At 71.9% G+C, this 16,648-nt stretch carries 18 protein-coding genes; 12 read left to right on the forward strand and 6 right to left on the reverse strand.

From position 1 onward, the window contains the following. The first annotated feature begins 186 nt into the window (after positions 1-186). Complete coding sequence (locus ACGFU6_RS10545) at positions 187-741, forward strand: hypothetical protein (RefSeq protein ID WP_393609632.1); 555 nt, start codon at positions 187-189, stop codon at positions 739-741. Here ACGFU6_RS10545 and ACGFU6_RS10550 read toward each other — a convergent pair. Together ACGFU6_RS10550 and ACGFU6_RS10555 are read right to left on the reverse strand one after the other, a co-directional pair. Next, positions 732-980 carry a DUF397 domain-containing protein gene (locus ACGFU6_RS10550; RefSeq protein WP_393609634.1) on the reverse strand — a complete coding sequence of 83 codons (249 nt, stop codon included), beginning with the start codon at positions 978-980 and terminating at the stop codon, positions 732-734. The two genes, ACGFU6_RS10545 and ACGFU6_RS10550, sit on opposite strands and share 10 nt — an antisense overlap. Next, complete coding sequence (locus ACGFU6_RS10555) at positions 977-1,789, reverse strand: Scr1 family TA system antitoxin-like transcriptional regulator (protein ID WP_393609636.1); 813 nt, start codon at positions 1,787-1,789, stop codon at positions 977-979. The genes ACGFU6_RS10550 and ACGFU6_RS10555 overlap by 4 nt, the downstream gene beginning before the upstream one ends. Before the next feature lie 154 nt (positions 1,790-1,943). On the opposite strand from ACGFU6_RS10555, the gene ACGFU6_RS10560 reads away from it, so the two are divergent. Next, positions 1,944-2,405, forward strand: coding sequence for an ATP-binding protein (locus ACGFU6_RS10560; protein WP_393609637.1), 462 nt, complete (start codon positions 1,944-1,946; stop codon positions 2,403-2,405). 23 nt (positions 2,406-2,428) lie between these two features. Here ACGFU6_RS10560 and ACGFU6_RS10565 read toward each other — a convergent pair whose 3' ends face one another. Next, positions 2,429-3,049: an L-threonylcarbamoyladenylate synthase gene (locus ACGFU6_RS10565; RefSeq protein WP_393609638.1), complete on the reverse strand. Its 621-nt coding sequence runs from the start codon at positions 3,047-3,049 to the stop codon at positions 2,429-2,431. A 194-nt stretch (positions 3,050-3,243) separates the two neighbouring features. On the opposite strand from ACGFU6_RS10565, the gene ACGFU6_RS10570 reads away from it, so the two are divergent. Further along, the gene (locus ACGFU6_RS10570) at positions 3,244-3,696 is read left to right on the forward strand and encodes a MarR family winged helix-turn-helix transcriptional regulator (protein WP_123527305.1); all 453 of its coding nucleotides are present in this window, start codon (positions 3,244-3,246) and stop codon (positions 3,694-3,696) included. Positions 3,697-3,731: 35 nt separating this feature from the next. Then, the gene (locus tag ACGFU6_RS10575; protein ID WP_393609640.1) at positions 3,732-4,544 is read left to right on the forward strand and encodes a hypothetical protein; all 813 of its coding nucleotides are present in this window, start codon (positions 3,732-3,734) and stop codon (positions 4,542-4,544) included. Positions 4,545-4,588: 44 nt separating this feature from the next. On the opposite strand, the gene ACGFU6_RS10580 is transcribed toward ACGFU6_RS10575, so the two are convergent. The 3 genes from ACGFU6_RS10580 to ACGFU6_RS10590 are packed head-to-tail and all read right to left on the reverse strand — an operon-like array spanning position 4,589 to position 6,217. Further along, positions 4,589-5,059 carry a hypothetical protein gene (locus tag ACGFU6_RS10580; protein ID WP_393609642.1) on the reverse strand — a complete coding sequence of 157 codons (471 nt, stop codon included), beginning with the start codon at positions 5,057-5,059 and terminating at the stop codon, positions 4,589-4,591. Between the two features lie 44 nt (positions 5,060-5,103). After that, the gene (locus ACGFU6_RS10585) at positions 5,104-5,559 is read right to left on the reverse strand and encodes a cupredoxin domain-containing protein (RefSeq protein WP_393609643.1); all 456 of its coding nucleotides are present in this window, start codon (positions 5,557-5,559) and stop codon (positions 5,104-5,106) included. A gap of 37 nt (positions 5,560-5,596) precedes the next feature. Beyond that, positions 5,597-6,217, reverse strand: coding sequence for a hypothetical protein (locus ACGFU6_RS10590; RefSeq protein ID WP_393609645.1), 621 nt, complete (start codon positions 6,215-6,217; stop codon positions 5,597-5,599). A 381-nt stretch (positions 6,218-6,598) separates the two neighbouring features. On the opposite strand from ACGFU6_RS10590, the gene ACGFU6_RS10595 reads away from it, so the two are divergent. From ACGFU6_RS10595 to ACGFU6_RS10630, 8 genes are all read left to right on the forward strand, one after another. Continuing rightward, on the forward strand, positions 6,599-7,357 hold the full coding sequence (locus ACGFU6_RS10595) for a hypothetical protein (protein WP_393609750.1): 759 nt from the start codon (positions 6,599-6,601) through the stop codon (positions 7,355-7,357). Positions 7,358-7,373: 16 nt separating this feature from the next. Continuing rightward, positions 7,374-9,524, forward strand: coding sequence for a bifunctional serine/threonine-protein kinase/ABC transporter substrate-binding protein (locus ACGFU6_RS10600; protein ID WP_393609647.1), 2,151 nt, complete (start codon positions 7,374-7,376; stop codon positions 9,522-9,524). Positions 9,525-9,529: 5 nt separating this feature from the next. Next, positions 9,530-11,644 (forward strand): bifunctional serine/threonine-protein kinase/ABC transporter substrate-binding protein, encoded by a 2,115-nt coding sequence (locus ACGFU6_RS10605; RefSeq protein ID WP_393609649.1) that lies wholly within the window; start codon positions 9,530-9,532, stop codon positions 11,642-11,644. 40 nt (positions 11,645-11,684) lie between these two features. Beyond that, positions 11,685-12,542 (forward strand): alpha/beta fold hydrolase, encoded by an 858-nt coding sequence (locus tag ACGFU6_RS10610; RefSeq protein ID WP_393609651.1) that lies wholly within the window; start codon positions 11,685-11,687, stop codon positions 12,540-12,542. Between the two features lie 282 nt (positions 12,543-12,824). Beyond that, the gene (gene tdh / locus ACGFU6_RS10615; protein WP_393609653.1) at positions 12,825-13,853 is read left to right on the forward strand and encodes an L-threonine 3-dehydrogenase; all 1,029 of its coding nucleotides are present in this window, start codon (positions 12,825-12,827) and stop codon (positions 13,851-13,853) included. Positions 13,854-13,911: 58 nt separating this feature from the next. Further along, positions 13,912-15,105, forward strand: a complete 1,194-nt coding sequence (locus tag ACGFU6_RS10620) for a glycine C-acetyltransferase (RefSeq protein WP_393609655.1) — start codon at positions 13,912-13,914, stop codon at positions 15,103-15,105. Positions 15,106-15,163: 58 nt separating this feature from the next. After that, positions 15,164-16,087 (forward strand): LysR family transcriptional regulator, encoded by a 924-nt coding sequence (locus tag ACGFU6_RS10625; RefSeq protein ID WP_393609657.1) that lies wholly within the window; start codon positions 15,164-15,166, stop codon positions 16,085-16,087. 165 nt (positions 16,088-16,252) lie between these two features. Continuing rightward, entirely contained in the window at positions 16,253-16,621 is a 369-nt protein-coding gene (locus ACGFU6_RS10630) for a hypothetical protein (RefSeq protein WP_393609659.1), read from the forward strand. Positions 16,622-16,648 lie beyond the last annotated feature (27 nt).

Genomic DNA, 16,648 nt, shown 5'->3' on the forward strand with positions numbered 1-16,648 from the left:
CCACCCGCACCCGCCGTCCCGTGGTGGCAGCGCCGACCCGGCAGAGCGACGACCCCGGTGGGGAGAGTTCCGCAGTCGTCGGGGCGACGCTATCAAGTACCCGCGCGCCCTTGCGGCGAGAAGCCGGGGCGGGGGGCGGGCGTGGCGGCCTTGTGCCCGTCGGCGTGCCCTCGCCAGGGTGGCGGAATGATTCTTCCCTTCACCCACGACGGTGACGCCGGGAGTGTGGCCGTCACCGTGGAACAGGTCGATGATCCGCGCACGATCGGCAAGCACCCGGCCAGCAAAGGGTTTCCGTGCTGTACGGCGGTCCCGGCCTACCCGGGCAGGGGGTACCGTGCCATGTTCGGCTGGGTCCAGTTCGTCCGCTCGACGGACAACGCGTCCGGCGGCGCCGACTTCGACATGGACCCGTTCATCCTGTTCGAGGACGCGCCCTCGCCGTACTGCTTCTTCGGCTACAGCCCCACGCTGTTCGACGCTCCGTCACGGGCCGAACGCCGGCCCATGGCCTGGCTGGCGCACAGCTTCCTGGCGTACACACCGCTGGACCGTGAACAACGGTGCGTGATACCCCTGACCGGCTTCTCCTGGGGCTTTGACGTCGATGCCGGGGGAGACATCCCGGTCCGGCCGGCGGCGGCTCTCACCGCCGCCGACTGGGACGAGCACCTGCCGTACCTCGGTACCAGCTATCCCGCGTGGGAGTTCGAGAAGTGGCGGGCGGACGCTCAGCCCTGAACGGCGTAGCTGACGAACCGGGTCCAGGCGGCGGGGGCGAGGGCGAGCTGCGGGCCCTCGTGCACCTTGGAGTCGCGGATGTGGACGGTGGTGGGACAGGTGGCGACCTCCACGCAGTCGTCGCCGGAGCTGCCGCTGTAGCTGGACTTGTGCCAGGACAGGGCGGCCTCGACGCAGCTGTCGCCGTCGCCGCCGCTGTAGCTGCTCTTGAACCAGGCCAGTTCGGTGGTGCTGCTCATAGCGCTCCTCGCATCTGCCGCAGCAGGCTCAAGGAGTCCTCCGGAGAGAGAGCCTGCGAACGCATCCTGGCATATCGCATTTGGAGCGTGCTCACCACTTTGGGATCGGAGATCAACTGGCCGCTCTCCTGGCCCTCGCAGTAACCGAACCAGTGGTTCTCCGGCGTCTCCAGAAGCCGCATTGGACCGTCCAGCCCCGCGTGCCGCTCCCGCTTCACCGGCATGATCTGAATCTCGATGTTCCGCAGTGAGGCGAGCTCCAGCAGGTGGTCGATCAGCTCGGCGGTGACGTCCTTGCCGCCGAGCCCGCGCAGCAGCAGATGCTCCTCCAGGATGAAGCTGTAGGCGGTGTTGGGCCGTTGTAACAGTTCTTGGCGCTCCAGCCGGGCTGCCAGTTGCGTCTCGATCTGCTCGTCGCCCACAGGCGGCAACTTCTCGGTGAACAGCGTCCGGGCGTACGCCTCGGTCTGCAACAAGCCCGGAACCAAACGGCATTCGTACGTATAGAGGGCGATCGCCTCCTGCTCCAGCTGCGCCCACTGGCGGAACCAGTTCGCCAGCCCCGGCCGCCGCGACAGATGCTTCGCCGCCGCCTTCAGCACCCCCAGGCCGTCGAGCACGGACTCGGCCCGCTCCACGAAGAGCGGCGGCGGAAACCGGCGGCCCTGCTCGATCGAGGCGACCATCGGCACCGAGTACCGCACCATCGGGGCGAACTGCTCCTGCGTCAGCCCGGCCCGTTTGCGCAGGACCTTGAGCACTTCCCCGAACGACTTGAGGCTCTCCGAGTACTCGGGCTCGTCCGTCATGCGCGGCCACCTTTCGCGTGCTGTCCCCGAACCGCAACCCGCCCATGGTCACGCATCGTTACGCATACTGTCCACGCTCCGTACCCGTACGCTGACCGAGCGTACGGGTTCCGTAACTGGTTGCCGGTGCCCCCGCCGCACCAGGCTGACCCGCATGGAAGCACCCGTCACCCCCCACCGGCCGCGCACCGAGAGGCTGTTCGTGCAGCGGTTCAGCTCCACGCCCCGAGGGGCGCGACTCGCCCGCAGGCTCGCCGTTCACCGGCTGCATGTCTGGGGCATCCCGTACCGCTCGGACGTCTCCTGCACCGCCGCGCTCCTGGTGGCCGAACTGGCGGCCAACGCGGTGACCCACGGCCGCGTACCGGGAAGGGACTTCGAGCTGCTGCTCGGCATGACCGCCGGATGCCCGGGGACGCTCGGCAGGCTCAGGATCGAGGTGTCCGACACCCGGGGCGAGCGCCGCCCGCCAGGCCCCGGGGAGGTCGTGAAGCCGCCGCCCGGGTCGGGCGGCGGGTACGGGCTGGTGCTCGTCGAGGCGCTGGCGGACCGGTGGGCGGTGCTGGAGCGCCTACCGGGCAAGACGGTCGCTGTGGAACTGGACCTGGCGTACTGAACCCGGCCGCCGCTCCCGCCCGGTTACTCGAAGCGGGAGGTGTCGCCCGCTCCCCGGCGCACGATCTCCAGCTCGCCGCTGGAGAAGTCGATGACGGTCGTCGGCTCGGTGCCGCAGTCGCCGGAGTCGATCACGATGTCCACCTCGTGGTCGAGGCGCTCCTTGATCTCCCAGCCCTGGGTCATCGGCTCCGGCTCGTCCGGCAGGAGCAGGGTGCTGGAGAGCAGCGGCTCGCCGAGCTCTTCCAGCAGGGCCTGGACGACGGCGTGGTCGGGGATGCGGACGCCGACGGTCTTCTTCTTCGGGTGCAGCAGCTGGCGCGGCACCTCCTTCGTCGCCGGAAGGATGAAGGTGTACTGGCCGGGGGTCGCCGCCTTGATTGTTCGGAACACGTCGTTGTCGATCTGCACGAACTGCCCGAGCTGGGCGAAGTTCTGACACATGAGCGTGAAGTGATGGCGGTCGTCGAGGTGGCGGATCGAGCGGATGCGGGAGATGCCGTCGCGGCTGCCGAGCTGGCACCCCAGGGCGTAACAGGAGTCCGTCGGATACGCGACGAGCGCGCCCGAGCGAATGCTTTCGGCCACGCCGTTGATGGTGCGGGGCTGGGGGTTTTCGGGATGTACATCGAAATACTTCGCCATCCGGCGAGTCTACGGCCGGGCCGCGGGCCCGGCCGTGTGGGCGGGATCCGCCATGCGGTCGATGTGTATCGTGCATTGATAGTGTGTCATGCACATTAAATGCAGCATGCATACAATCCGTGGTATATCTGTACAGAGAGGTGGCCTTCCCGGCAGGGAGGCGGGCCCGCACTCGCAGTCGGAGGAAGCCTCGCGTGGACATGCCTGTGGACCGGATCGAGTTCGAGACCATGCTGCTCGGCCGCCATATGAACCTGCTCGCCTCCCGGGGCGGGGGCAGGCTGGACCGTAGTGCCTATATCCTCCTCAGCCGCATCCAGGTCGAGGGCCCGATGTCCATCGGCGACCTGCGCGACGCCTTCGGCCTCGACGCCTCCACGCTGAACCGGCAGACCGCCGCCATGCTGCGCGCCGGTGTCGTCGAGCGCATCCCCGACCCGGAGGGCGGCATCGCCCGGAAGTTCGTCATCACGGACGAGGGCACGCACCGCCTGGACCAGGACCGGTCGGAGAACCTGGACGGCCTCGGGAGGCTGCTGGCCGACTGGACGCCCGAGGAGGCCGCCCAGCTCGCGGACAACCTCGCCCGCCTCAACCGCGACATCGAACGCCTCGACGGGCGGCCCTGGCCCCGGGACAAGTCCTGAGGCCTGCCTCTCCCGCCCGGTCCAGGAGTACGGCCATGAGCAGCACCGGTCCGGGCGCCACCCTCATCGTGGGACTGCACGGGGTACTGGACCGGCATCCCTGGATCGACCGGGTGAGCGCTGAGTTCGACCTCGAAGAGGATGTCTTCAGCCTCGCCGTGAAGCGGGCGTCCGCCTACGCCTGGAGCTCCACCGTCCTCACGGACAAGCCCGCCGCCGACAACCTCTGGGACCACAACGACGCCGACGGCGACTGGACGCAGGACGGACAGGTCCGTCAGCTGGCCTGGCTCCAGTCCTCGCTTCCCCGGCCCCTGAACACTCCGGGGAAGCGGCAGCGTGCCCGCCGCCTCCCGGTGCTGCCCGTCATCACGGTCCTGTCGGACGCGCTGCGCCGCGTCGGCACCGTACGTCTCACCGGCGCGCACGCCCTTGTGCCGCTGCACCGCGCCGGGGACGCCCGGGTCGAACTCGCCGAGGTGGCCGACTGGTTCGCCCTCGCGGACCCGTCGGGCGCGGCCTCACTGACGGTCACCGTGTCCGCCCCGCCCTCGGCGGATCTCGGCGCGCGGGCCGCCGGGATCCGCGACGCGGCGCTCGACCGCACCTACGGGCACCTGGCGGTCGAGCCCCTCAAGCCCGCCGCCGCGAAGACCCCGGGACTGGCGCCGCCCCTCGCCGGAGTGGTGCAGGCCGAGGGGCTGCGGCGGGCGCTCGCCTTCCGCTGCGAGGCGCGCGAGTGGTCGACGGACGTGGCCGCCTGGGCCACGGAGGTGTTCGCGGACTCGGTCCGGGCGGTGACGGGGCTCTCCGGCCCGGCCCTCATCACGGTCTCGTCGGACGTCTGAGATCCGGGGCGGGCGGTGCGCGCCGGGGGAGCGCCAAGGGATGCTCAGTGCGGACGGTCGACGCGGGTCCGGCGCCTCGGCCGGAAGAGCAGCAGGTACACCGTGGCGACCATCGCGACCGCCTGGGCCACGACGCTGACCCGCTTCTCGGTGAACCAGACCGGTTCGTACATGTCCGGGAACGGGCCCCAGGCGCCGATGTCCGCGTACCGGTAGATCAGCAGGAGAGCCAGTCCGCCGGTCGCGACCGACCAGGCGAACAGGTCGGCCGGCCACCGGCGCCAGACCAGGACGAGCAGCGCGGCCAGTGCCGCCATGCCCGCCTCGATCCGGAACAGCGTGCCCTGGCTGATGTCGGCCATGACGGCGTCGTACCGCCCGGCCAGGTGCGCGTGCACATAGGCGTCCACGGCGAGACCGGCCGCCGCGAGCACTCGGGCCGTACCGCGCAGAAGGCGGCCGTCGCCACCCCCGCGTGCGGGGTCGTCCGGCGTGACGGGGAGTTCTGCGGACATTGCGGCTCCATTCGCGCCGGTGGCCGTCGGACGGCGTCCGGGGCTCACTTGACGGTGAGGGTCCCCGTCATGAAGGGGTGGATCGTGCAGTCGTACGGGTACGCGCCGGCCTTCGACGGGGCGGTGAAGGTGGCCGACTTGCCCGGCGCGATGTCGCCGGTGTCGAAGGCCTTGCCCTTGGTCGCCGTCATCGTGTGCGTGGTCGTGTCGTCGTTGGTCACCGTGACCGTGGCGCCGGGTGCGACGGTCGGGTCGGCGGGCCGGAACTTGAAGTCCTTGATGCTCACCGTCGTCCCGCCGGCGGGCGGCCGGGACGAAGCGGACGCCGAGGGTTGTGACGTCGTGGGCGGGATCAGTGAGGGAGGCGTGGCGGGGGCCGACGAGTCTCCGCCGCCTCCGCCGTCACTGTCCGAGCAGCCCGCGAGAGCCGTCGACGAGAGGGCGATGGCGGCGGCGGCCACGGCGAACCGCGTCCGGCCGGTACGGAACGAGAACGGCATGGCGTCTCCGGGGGTGCGTGGGCCGGACCGGCGGGGCTCAGTACCCGTTGCCGGTGCCACTGCTGCTACCGCTGCTCGTCGGCGTGGCGGAGGCGGAGGCTGTAGGGGTGGTGGTGGTGATCTTCTTGCCCTTGGCGTTGATGACGTACCACTTGGCGCCGAACGCGTCGACGCCCTGGCCCCTCGCGTCGCCGGCCTTCTTGTCCTGGTCGAAGAGGTACAGCGGGTGCCCGTTGTAGGTCACCTGCTTCTTGCCGTCGCTGCGGGTCGTCGTCCTCAGCAGCTTCGAAATGACCCCGGTGCCGCCGGTCGGCGTCTTCTCGTCGAGCAACGGCGGCCATGCCTTGGCGCAGGCCCCTTCGCACATGGACTTGTTCCTGGTGTCCTTGCCGAACACGTAGAGCGTCATCTTCTTCTCGTTCACCAGCGACTTGCCGTACGTGCCCCTCTTGAGGGAGACAGTCGCGGGGGGCTTGGACGCGCTGGGGGACGCGGAGGCGAGGGCGGGCACGTCGACCGGGCGGCCGCTGTTCACGCTGCCCGTGTCCGTACCGGCCGAGCTCCGGTCGCCCGATCCGCTGTCGGAACATCCGGCTGCCGCGGCGGCCAGTAGGGTCACGGAGGCCAGCACTGCGGCCGTCCTGGTGTGGCGCATCATCGGGGGGCTCCCTCGGTCATCCGGCCGCCCGCACGGGGCGGCGCGCGGCCGCAGGAGTGGGCCGTCGGCCCCAGTGGACCGCAGGCCCCCGGGGCGGGCCATCCGGACGGGGCTGTTCGGGTAGCGGCCCGGAGACCGGTCCCGGGGCGTCAACCCGATCGGCGGACCGGACGTTCTCCCCGTCGCGGCTGCGCGGTGCGGACCGGTAAGTGAGCTGCTACGAACACGTCTTGATGGGGCAACAGTTTCGAGTACCGCTGCCCCGCACGGGCCCGCGATCATAGGATCGGGGTGGTCTTCGGGGAGACGGGGTGGCTGATCGTGGCGTACGGCGGGCCGATACGCAGATACGGAGTGCTGGCGCTGGCTCCACTGGTGCTGATGGCGTGCTCCAGCGGCGGCGGGAGTCCGGGCGGGGAGGGCAAGAGCACCCGGGCGACCGGCGGCGCCCCCTCCGAACCGGCCCCGGACACCACCTCGGGCATCGAGGACACCGGCGACATCGAGGCGGACCCGGCCAGGCTGCCCACGTCCCGCAGCGAGGCGCTCGACTTCATCGGCCGGATCATCGCGGACCCCGCCAGCTTCGGGCCCGATGTGACCAGGCGGACCCCGTACGAGAGCGATCCCGCCACCTGGCCGGTACTCGGCACCGACTGCGTCTGGCAGCAGCAGAAGCCGATGGCCAGTGTCCTGGCCACCCGCAGCCGCTCCTTCGAGGTTCCCGCCGCCGACGGCAAGGGGCCGGTACGGCTCTCGGCCGTCGTCACCGTGCACCGCAGCCGAGAGGACGCGCAGTGGGAGATGGCGGAATCGGTGGAGGAGACGATGCGCTGCCCCACGCAGCAGTTGCAGAAGGGTGAACTGATCGGGTCGCTGGTCGCCGCCACACTGCCGCAGGGCAAGGGCGGCCAGGTGAACTCCGCGGACGCGCTGACCGAGATCGGGCAATACCAGAGCTCCACGCTCGGCGGCCCCTTCCCCTACGTCTGGCAGCAGGCACAGTCCCTCCAGTTCACCGTGGCGGTGACCGGAAAAGGGGCGAAGGGGCGGACCGGCGACGAGCTCGACGAACTGACGAACGTGGCCCAGGCCACCATGCTGCTGCGGCTCAAGTCAGCAGTCGAGAAGCAGGGTTGAGAGAGCGGAGAGCGTGATGGAACGACTGCGTCCCGCAGACCCCTCGACGATCGGCGGACACCGGCTGCTCGGGCGGCTCGGCGCCGGCGGCATGGGTGTCGTCTACCTCGGCCGCACGGACGGCGGAGCCCTGGCCGCGATCAAGGTGATCCTCCCGGAGTTCGCCGGGAGCGAGGACTTCCGGGCCCGGTTCCGCCGCGAGGTAGAGGCCGCGCGCCGGGTCGAGACCCCCTGGGCGGTCGCGGTCACCGGCGCCGAGACGGAGGGCGAACGCCCCTGGCTCGCCACGGCGTTCGTGCCGGGGCCCGCACTGTCGGAGGCCGTCGCACGGTGCGGGCCACTGCCCGCCCGCAGCGTCCGGGTGCTCGGCAGGCTGCTCTCCCGCGCCCTGACCGCCGTGCACGCGGCTGGGCTCGTCCACCGGGACGTCAAGCCGGGCAACGTACTGCTCACGGTCGACGGTCCGCGACTGATCGACTTCGGGATCGCGCGGGCCACCGACGCCACCGCGCTCACCGCCGCCGACCTCGTGGTCGGCACCCCCGGATTCCTCTCGCCGGAACAGGCCTCCGGAGGCGGCACTGCCGCCGGGCCCGCGAGCGACGTCTTCTCGCTCGGCTGCCTCCTGGCGTACGCCGCGACCGGACGGCCACCGTTCGGCAGCGGAGCCGTCGAGGCGCTGCTCTACCGGACCGTGCACGACGAACCCGACCTCGAAGGGATCGAGGACCCCGAACTCCGCTCGCTGCTCGGCGCACTGCTGGCCAAGGAGCCGGGCGAACGGCCCACGCCGGCCGAACTCGACGCCCGGATCCCCGAGGACGCGCCGAACGGCTCCATCGACTGGCTGCCGGACGACGTCGTGGCTCTGATCGCCGCCCGGTCCGCCGCCATGCTCGACCTGCCCGGCATCGAACCCACCGTCGCCGAACCGGGGACGCCGCAGCCCGGAGCCCGCCCCGGCCGGCGGAGACTGCTGCTCGCGGGCGCCGGCGTGGTGATCGCGGCGGGCGGCGGATTCGCCCTGCGGGAATGGCTGCGCGACGACCCCGGCCCCGCAGCGGCCGAGCCCGGTGAACGGGCCTGGATCATCGGCGTACAGGCGGACCTGTCCGGACCGCGCAGCTCCGCCGGACGGGCCCAAGAGCGCGGGGTGCGGCTGGCCGTCAAGCAGTTCAACTCCCGCGCCGACAAGCCCTTCACCCTGACCGTCAAGGCACTCGACGACGGCGGCGACCCCGCCCGCGCGGTCCGGGCGGCCGCACAGTTCACCCGCGACCGCGACGTGCTCGCCGTGGTGGGCCCCACCGGTGACGACACCACCGAAGCCGTCCTCACCACCTACGACGAGGCGATGCTGCCGGTCGTCACGGTCTCCTCGCTGCAACTGTCCTACCAGGCCGCCTCCAGGAAGTCGTTCTTCCAGGCGGCCCCGTCCGACGGCGTGCTCTGCGCGCCCGTCATCCGGCGGCTGGTGCTCCGGCCGGACGTCGAACGGCTCGGGGTGCTGCTCGACCGGGTGGGCGGTCAGTCCGCCTACCAGGTCGGCTATCTCACCAACATGCAGACGAGCGTGATCACCACCGGCACCACCTACCCGCGCGTGGTCCCCGCCGGGACCAAGGACCTGGGCCCGGTCATCGAGGACATGCTCCGGCACGACAGCGACGCCTTCTTCTACGCGGGCGACGCGGCCGGCGCCGCCCGCACCGCACGCGCGCTCGGCGGCACCACCTTCAAAGGGCCCAGGATGGCCATGCACACCGCCATGGAGGCGCGCTTCATCGAGGACGCCGGACAGGCCGCCGAGGGCTGGGAGTTCACCGCGCCCTACACCGACGCCACGGCCCCGGGCGCCGAGAAGTTCGCCGCGGCCCACCGCTCGGAGTACGGCTCCGCCCCCGCCTACTGGGCCGCCGAGGCCTACGACGCGGCCGGGCTCGTGACCGCAGCCGTCACCGCACTCGCCGGCGGCGGCCCCAAGCCCGTCCGGCCGACCCGGACCGCGCTCGTCGCGAAGATCGCGGCGTCCTCGTACAAGGGCGTCTCCCGGACGTACGCCTTCGACGAACTGCACCGGCTCAAGGGGGCGGACGCCTTTCTCTACGGGGTGCGCGGCGGGCGCTTCGTCCACCTCGGCGCCGCGCCGAAGGGCGAGAAGGCCTGACCGTCATGCGCCCCCTCACCTCGGACGACCCGCGCACCATCGGTGAGTACCGCACCCTGGTCCGGCTCGGCGCGGGCGGCATGGGCGTGGTCTACCTGGCCCGTTCGGCGGGCGGGGCGCTCGCCGCCGTGAAGGTGATCCGCGCCGAACACGCCGCCGACCCCGGATTCCGCGCCCGCTTCCGCCGGGAGGCCGAGGCCGCCGCCCGGATCACCGGCCCATGGGTGGTCCCGGTCACCGGAGCCGACACCGAGGCCCGCGAACCCTGGCTGGCCACCGCGTTCGTGCCAGGACCCTCGCTGGGCGAGGCCGTCCAGGACCGGGGCCCCCTGCCGGTGGCGACGGTCCAGGCACTCGGCGCCCGCCTCGCCGGCGCTCTCGCCGCGGTCCATGAGGCAGGCCTCCTGCACCGCGACGTCAAACCGGGCAACGTGCTCCTCGCCCTCGACGGGCCCCGCCTCATCGACTTCGGCATCGCCCGCCACGAGGGCGCCACCGCACTCACCGCGACCGGATCGGTGATCGGCACGCCCGGCTACCTGGCGCCCGAACAGGCCTCGGCGGGGCCGGTCGGACCGGCCTGCGACGTGTTCTCGCTGGGGTGCGTCCTGGTGTACGCGGCGACGGGGCAGCGGCCGTTCGGCCACGGTGAGGCGGCCGGGGTCCTCTTCAGGACCGTCCACGGCGAAGCGGACCTGGCGGGCCTGCCGTCCGCGCTGCTGCCGGTGGTGACGGCCTGCCTGGCCAAGGACCCGGCGGACCGCCCGACGGTGGCGGAGGCCGAGCGGCTGCTCGGGGGCGACGGCACCGGCTGGGAGGTGCCCGGTCTCGCCGCCGTCGCCGCCGAACGCGCCGCCGCCGCCCTCGCCCTGCCCGACCCGGAACCTCTGCCCTTCGCGCGGGAGCCGGCGCCGGACCCGGCCCGCCCGACCCGCCGGCGCGTCCTCACCGCCGGAGCCGCCGGCGCGGTCCTGCTCACCGGCACCACCACCGCCTGGCTGGCCGCCCGGGGCGGCGGCAGCGGTACCGGAGCGGCGTCCCGCACGCTCCCCACGTACACGATCGGACTGCACACGGACAGCACAGGGCCGGGCAGGGCCGTCGGCCTCGCCCACGAAAGAGGCGTCCGGCTCGCCGTCGACGACCACAACTCCCGCACGGACAAGGCCTTCCGCCTCGGTCTGCGCGTCGAGGACGACGCTGGGGACGCCACCCGCGCCCTCGCCGTGGCGGACCGGCTGGCGGCCGACCCCGCGGTGCTCGCCGTGATCGGCCCCACGGCCGACGTCGCCGCCGCGGACGTGGTCAGCCGCTACGAGAAGGCCCGCCTCCTCCAGGTCGTCGTCGCCGCCGGGCACACGCCCCCCGACTCGGTGGACGCCAGGTACCAGTGCGTACTGCGCCCGTACGACTCCTCGCTCGTCTCCGGGCTGATCGACCACCTGGCGAACGTCCAACACGTGAAGAAAGCCGTGGTCATCGAGGACCGGGAGGACCCGCAGGGCAGCTGGGAGATCGCCCACCCGCTCCGGGACCTGCGGACGGGCCGCATCACCGTCACCACACACACCGCCGCGGCGGACACCGACAGCTTCGCGCCGGCCGCCCGTGCCGCGATCACCGCCGGCGCCGGAGCGGTGGTCTACGCGGGCACATCCCCCGCCCGGGGCGCCCGCTGCGCCACCGACCTCGCGGCCGCCGGATTCACCGGCGTCGTCCTGTCCACCGGCCCCGTGCTGGCACCCGCCTTCCTCCGGGACGCGGGCAGGGCCGCCGAGGGCTGGATCTTCGCGGAGGCGTACACCGACCCCACGGCGCTGCCCGCCGCCAAGGCCTTCACCGCCGCGCACCGCAAGAGGTTCGGCTCGCCGCCCGCCACCTGGGCCGCCGAGGCCTACGACGCGGTGGGCCTGATCGCACGGGCCGCCGCCACCACCAGCGCCACCGACGCCCTGCGCGGTGGAATCGCCCAGCGCGTCTTCCGCACCGAGTACCGGGGCATCACCAGACGCCTGGCCTTCGACAGCAGCCACCTGGTCCCCCGCAAGGAGGGCATCTTCCTCTACCGGATCGACGACGGACGGGCCCGCTTCCTCGGCGTGTACGGATCGGTACGGTGACCGTGCGCAGCTGTCCCGTGAAACGTGAAAGGTGTGTCAGATGACCGAACCGGAGCTTTCCACAAGCGTGTTGGAGCTGTCCGCCGGAGTCGTGGAGTACGAGGACACCGGTGGCGACGGACCGGTGGTGGTCCTGCTGCACGGCGTCGCCATGGACGGCACGCTCTGGCGCCACGTGGTCGAGGACCTGCGGGCCGGTCACCGCTGCGTCGTCCCGACGCTGCCGCTCGGCGGCCACCGCCGTCCGATGCGCCCCGACGCGGACCTGTCGGTCCTGGGCGTCGCACGGCTGGTCGCCGAGTTCCTGGAGGCGCTCGACCTCACCGACGTCACCCTGGTGATGAACGACTGGGGCGGGGCGTTGGCGCTGGTGGCGGACGGCCGGGACGAGCGGATCGGGAAGCTCGTCATCACCTCCTGCGAGGCCTTCGACAACTTCCCTCCCGGCCTGCCCGGCAAGAACCTGTACGCCTCCGCCAGGATGCCGGGCGGCCTGCGGGCGGCGTTCGCGCTGCTCCGGCTGAAGCCGATGCGGCGGCTGCCGATGACCTGGGGCCGGATGACCAGGAGGCCGGTGCCGGACGAGGTGATGGACGGCTGGTTCCGCCCGCTGTGGACCTCGAAGGAGATCCGCCGGGACCTGCGGAAGTACGTCCTGGGCGTGCCGCCGAGGGCCGAGCTGCTCGGCTGGGCGGAAGCGCTGCGCACCTTCGACCGCCCGGCCCTGGTCGCCTGGGCGGCGCAGGACCGGGTGATGCCGCCGGAGCACGGCCGTCGGCTGGCCGAGCTGCTGCCCAAGGGCGAACTGGTGGAGATCGAGGACAGCTACACCCTGATCCCGGAGGACCAGCCGTCGAAGCTCGCGGCCTGCATCAGGGATTTCCTCCTGAAGGCGTGACCGGGCCCGGGGCGGCGCCGCGCGATCCCCCGGATGGAGCAGGCCGCCCCGCCGGTGCGGCCGGGGTGTGAAGCGGAGCTGCGGCCGCGCTTAAGAAATCCTCGATGGACCTGGGGCGCGCGGTACGGCAGATTTCTCCGGGACGGCGCAGGATGGTGCGCGGCAGCCGGTCGTAGCGCGCTGCCACGCCGTCCCCTCATTCCTCCCCGGGCCGCAGGCTTCCTCAGGCATGCCCCCTGCCCGGGGAGCTCAACGCCGTACCAGGTACAGGGAGCCGCAGCCGTGAAGGCACTCGTGAAGCAGAAGGCCGAGCCGGGACTCTGGCTGATGGACGTTCCCGAGCCGGAGACCGGCCCCTCGGACGTGCTCATCAAGGTCCTCCGTACCGGCATCTGCGGTACCGACCTGCACATCCGCAACTACGACGGCTGGGCCCAGCAGGCCGTGCAGACGCCGCTCGTCCTCGGCCACGAGTTCGTCGGAGAGGTCGCCGCGATCGGCGCGGACGTCGTCGACATCGCGGTGGGCGACCTGGTCAGCGGCGAGGGTCACCTCGTCTGCGGCAAGTGCCGCAACTGCCTGGCCGGCCGCCGCCACCTCTGCCGCTCCACCGTCGGGCTCGGCGTCGGACGCGACGGGGCCTTCGCGGAGTACGTCGCGCTGCCCGCGTCCAACGTGTGGGTGCACCGGGTCCCGGTCGACCTCGACGTCGCGGCGATCTTCGACCCGTTCGGCAACGCCGTGCACACCGCGCTGTCGTTCCCGCTCGTCGGCGAGGACGTCCTGATCACCGGCGCGGGCCCGATCGGCATCATGGCCGCGGCCGTCGCCAAGCACGCCGGTGCCCGCAACGTCGTCATCACCGACGTCAGCGAGGCCCGCCTGGAGCTCGCCCGCAAGGTCGGCGTCAGCCTCGCCCTCAATGTCGGTCAGCAGACCATCGCGGACGGCCAGCGGGATCTGGGACTGCGCGAGGGCTTCGACATCGGCCTGGAGATGTCCGGCCGCCCCGAGGCGATGCGCGAGATGATCGCGAACATGACGCACGGCGGCCGCATCGCGATGCTCGGACTGCCCTCCGAGGATTTCGCCGTCGACTGGTCCCGGATCGTCACCTCCATGATCACCGTCAAGGGCATCTACGGGCGCGAGATGTACGAGACCTGGTACGCCATGTCCGTCCTGCTGGAGGGCGGCCTCGACCTCGCCCCCGTGATCACCGGCCGCTACGGCTACCGCGACTTCGAGGCGGCCTTCGACGACGCCGCGAGCGGACTCGGCGGCAAGGTCATCCTCGACTGGACCGTCTGACCACCCGTATCCAGCTGACCACCCCCGTATCCAGCTACCGAGCCGGGAGACACCCCTCATGTTCGACTCCGTACGCGACGACATGCGCACCACCCTCGAAGAGATCGAGGCCGCCGGGCTGCACAAGCCCGAGCGCGTGATCGGCACCCCGCAGTCCGCGACCGTCGCCGTCACCGCCGGAGGCCGCCCCGGCGAGGTGCTCAACTTCTGCGCCAACAACTACCTGGGCCTCGCCGACCACCCCGACGTGATCGCCGCCGCCCACCAGGCGCTGGACCGCTGGGGCTACGGCATGGCCTCGGTCCGCTTCATCTGCGGCACCCAGGAGGTCCACAAGGAGCTGGAGCAGCGGCTCTCCTCCTTCCTGGGCCAGGAGGACACGATCCTCTACTCCTCCTGCTTCGATGCCAACGGCGGCGTCTTCGAGACGGTCCTCGGCCCGGAGGACGCGGTCATCTCCGACGCCCTCAACCACGCCTCGATCATCGACGGCATCCGGCTCTGCAAGGCCAAGCGCTTCCGCTACGCCAACCGCGACATGGCCGACCTGGAGCAGCAGCTCAAGGAGGCCTCCGGCGCCCGGCGCCGCCTCGTCGTCACCGACGGCGTCTTCTCCATGGACGGCTACGTCGCACCGCTGCGCGAGATCTGCGACCTGGCCGAGCGCTACGACGCCATGGTCATGGTCGACGACTCCCACGCCGTCGGCTTCGTCGGCCCCGGCGGGCGCGGCACGCCCGAGCTGCACGACGTGATGGACCGCGTCGACATCATCACCGGCACCCTCGGCAAGGCCCTCGGCGGCGCCTCCGGCGGTTACGTGGCCGCCCGCGCCGAGATCGTCGCACTGCTGCGCCAGCGCTCGCGCCCGTACCTCTTCTCCAACTCGCTCGCCCCGGTCATCGCGGCCGCCTCCCTGAAGGTCATCGACCTGCTGGAGTCCGCCGGCGACCTGCGCGAGCAGCTCAACGCCAACACCGCGCTCTTCCGTACCCGGATGACCGAGGAAGGCTTCGACGTCCTGCCCGGCGACCACGCCATCGCCCCCGTGATGATCGGGGACGCGGCGAAGGCAGGCCGGATGGCGGAGCTTCTCCTGGAGCGCGGTGTGTACGTGATCGGGTTCTCGTACCCGGTCGTCCCGCAGGGCGCGGCCCGTATCCGCGTCCAGCTGTCCGCCGCGCACTCCACGGCGGACGTGAACCGCGCGGTCGACGCGTTCGTCGACGCGCGGGCGGCCCTGGGGGAGTAGTTCCCGAGCGTTCGCGGGGGCGTCCCGGATGCCCCCGCGACCTGGGACAATAGGTCGCATGATCGATGCACGGCGGCTGCGCATTCTGCGTGCGGTGGCGGACCACCGCACGGTGACCGCGGCGGCCGCCGCGCTCTACCTGACCCCCTCCGCGGTCTCCCAGCAGCTGGCCGCGCTGGAGCAGGAGACCGGGCACCGGCTGGTCGAGCGCAACGCCAGGGGCGCCAGGCTCACCTCGGCCGGGGAGATCCTGCTGACCCACACCAACGCGGTGCTGGCCCAGCTGGAGCGGGCCGAGGCGGAGCTCGCCGCCTACGGCGCGGGCGACGCCGGGACGGTCACGGTCGCCGCGTTCGCCACCGGCATCGGCCTGGTCCTCGCCCCCGCGATCGCCGCCCTCAGCGAGTCCGCGCCCGGCATCCGGGTCCGCGTCCAGGACGCGGAGGGCGACGCGAGCGTCCCGATGGTCCTCGACCGCCAGGCCGATGTGGCCGTCGCCGTCGAGTACCGGGGCGCGCCGGGTGAGGACGACCGCCGGCTGACTCGGGTGCCGCTGTACTCGGAACCCTTCGACGCGGTGCTCCCGGTGCGGCACCGGCTGGCGGACCGGGAGCAGGTGGCGATCGCCGACCTGGCGAAGGACACCTGGATCGGCCCCTACCCGGGCAACCCGTGCCACGACGTGGTGGTCCTGGCCTGCCAGTACGCGGGCTTCGAGCCGGGCCTCGAACACTCCTCGGACGACTTCCACGCGGTCGTCGCCCTGGCCGGCGCAGAGGCCGGAGTGGCCCTGGTCCCCAGATCCGCGCTGCGCGGCATGACCCTGACCGGCGTGGTGGTCCGCCCGGTGCACGGCACCGCCCCGACGCGCCGGGTGTTCGCGGCGGTACGCCGTGGTGCGGAGGCGCATCCGCTGATCGCCCCGGTGCTGGCCGCGCTGGCGGGTGCGGCGGGCGGGGTGGCGGGCCGAGGGGACGCCTGACAGCGGCGTGGCGCCGGTGGAACCGCCGACGGCCCTGTTGTCGTGAACATTTCCGGGACCATCCGTGCTTCACGACGATCCGGAGCCCCCACCGCGAGCGACAAGGGCTCGTGAACAATCAACGCTAGGGTTTGGAGCCTTGGCTAGGTACGGGGGGCAACACGCATGGGTGACGGCAAGGACAGCGGCAAGGTCCTGGACATCAAGACGGCGGACATCAAGGCGACGGCGCCGGTCTTCCACACGCAGGGCAAGAATCTGAGCACGGCGCTCACGACGCTGGTCACCACCCTCGACGGGCTGGGCGCGCCGTGGGGCGATGACGAGCAGGGCAAGAAGTTCGGCGATGCCTACAGCCTCCAACAGAAGGCCGTCGAGCGGGCGGCGGGCATCCTCGTTCTCGGTCTGGTCAGCATTCACGAAGCCCTGGCCGACATGGCGGACGGGCACGTGGACCATGACGAGCTGATCTCCGGAATGTTCAAGAAGGCGAAGCCCGCGGCCGGCGAAGGCCACGACGAGGGCGCCAAGTGAGCATTGAGGACGAGGCCAAGGACATCC

Origin of the sequence: Streptomyces sp. NPDC048462, assembly GCF_043200175.1 — a bacterium.
Taxonomy (GTDB): domain Bacteria; phylum Actinomycetota; class Actinomycetes; order Streptomycetales; family Streptomycetaceae; genus Streptomyces.

Coding starts and splice junctions, on each gene's coding strand:
- ACGFU6_RS10545 (WP_393609632.1), top strand. CDS start 187: ATGATTCTTCCCTTCACCCACGACGGTGACGCCGGGAGTGTGGCCGTC.
- ACGFU6_RS10550 (WP_393609634.1), bottom strand. CDS start 980: ATGAGCAGCACCACCGAACTGGCCTGGTTCAAGAGCAGCTACAGCGGC.
- ACGFU6_RS10555 (WP_393609636.1), bottom strand. CDS start 1,789: ATGACGGACGAGCCCGAGTACTCGGAGAGCCTCAAGTCGTTCGGGGAA.
- ACGFU6_RS10560 (WP_393609637.1), top strand. CDS start 1,944: ATGGAAGCACCCGTCACCCCCCACCGGCCGCGCACCGAGAGGCTGTTC.
- ACGFU6_RS10565 (WP_393609638.1), bottom strand. CDS start 3,049: ATGGCGAAGTATTTCGATGTACATCCCGAAAACCCCCAGCCCCGCACC.
- ACGFU6_RS10575 (WP_393609640.1), top strand. CDS start 3,732: ATGAGCAGCACCGGTCCGGGCGCCACCCTCATCGTGGGACTGCACGGG.
- ACGFU6_RS10580 (WP_393609642.1), bottom strand. CDS start 5,059: ATGTCCGCAGAACTCCCCGTCACGCCGGACGACCCCGCACGCGGGGGT.
- ACGFU6_RS10585 (WP_393609643.1), bottom strand. CDS start 5,559: ATGCCGTTCTCGTTCCGTACCGGCCGGACGCGGTTCGCCGTGGCCGCC.
- ACGFU6_RS10590 (WP_393609645.1), bottom strand. CDS start 6,217: ATGATGCGCCACACCAGGACGGCCGCAGTGCTGGCCTCCGTGACCCTA.
- ACGFU6_RS10595 (WP_393609750.1), top strand. CDS start 6,599: ATGGCGTGCTCCAGCGGCGGCGGGAGTCCGGGCGGGGAGGGCAAGAGC.
- ACGFU6_RS10600 (WP_393609647.1), top strand. CDS start 7,374: ATGGAACGACTGCGTCCCGCAGACCCCTCGACGATCGGCGGACACCGG.
- ACGFU6_RS10605 (WP_393609649.1), top strand. CDS start 9,530: ATGCGCCCCCTCACCTCGGACGACCCGCGCACCATCGGTGAGTACCGC.
- ACGFU6_RS10610 (WP_393609651.1), top strand. CDS start 11,685: ATGACCGAACCGGAGCTTTCCACAAGCGTGTTGGAGCTGTCCGCCGGA.
- ACGFU6_RS10620 (WP_393609655.1), top strand. CDS start 13,912: ATGTTCGACTCCGTACGCGACGACATGCGCACCACCCTCGAAGAGATC.
- ACGFU6_RS10625 (WP_393609657.1), top strand. CDS start 15,164: ATGATCGATGCACGGCGGCTGCGCATTCTGCGTGCGGTGGCGGACCAC.
- ACGFU6_RS10630 (WP_393609659.1), top strand. CDS start 16,253: ATGGGTGACGGCAAGGACAGCGGCAAGGTCCTGGACATCAAGACGGCG.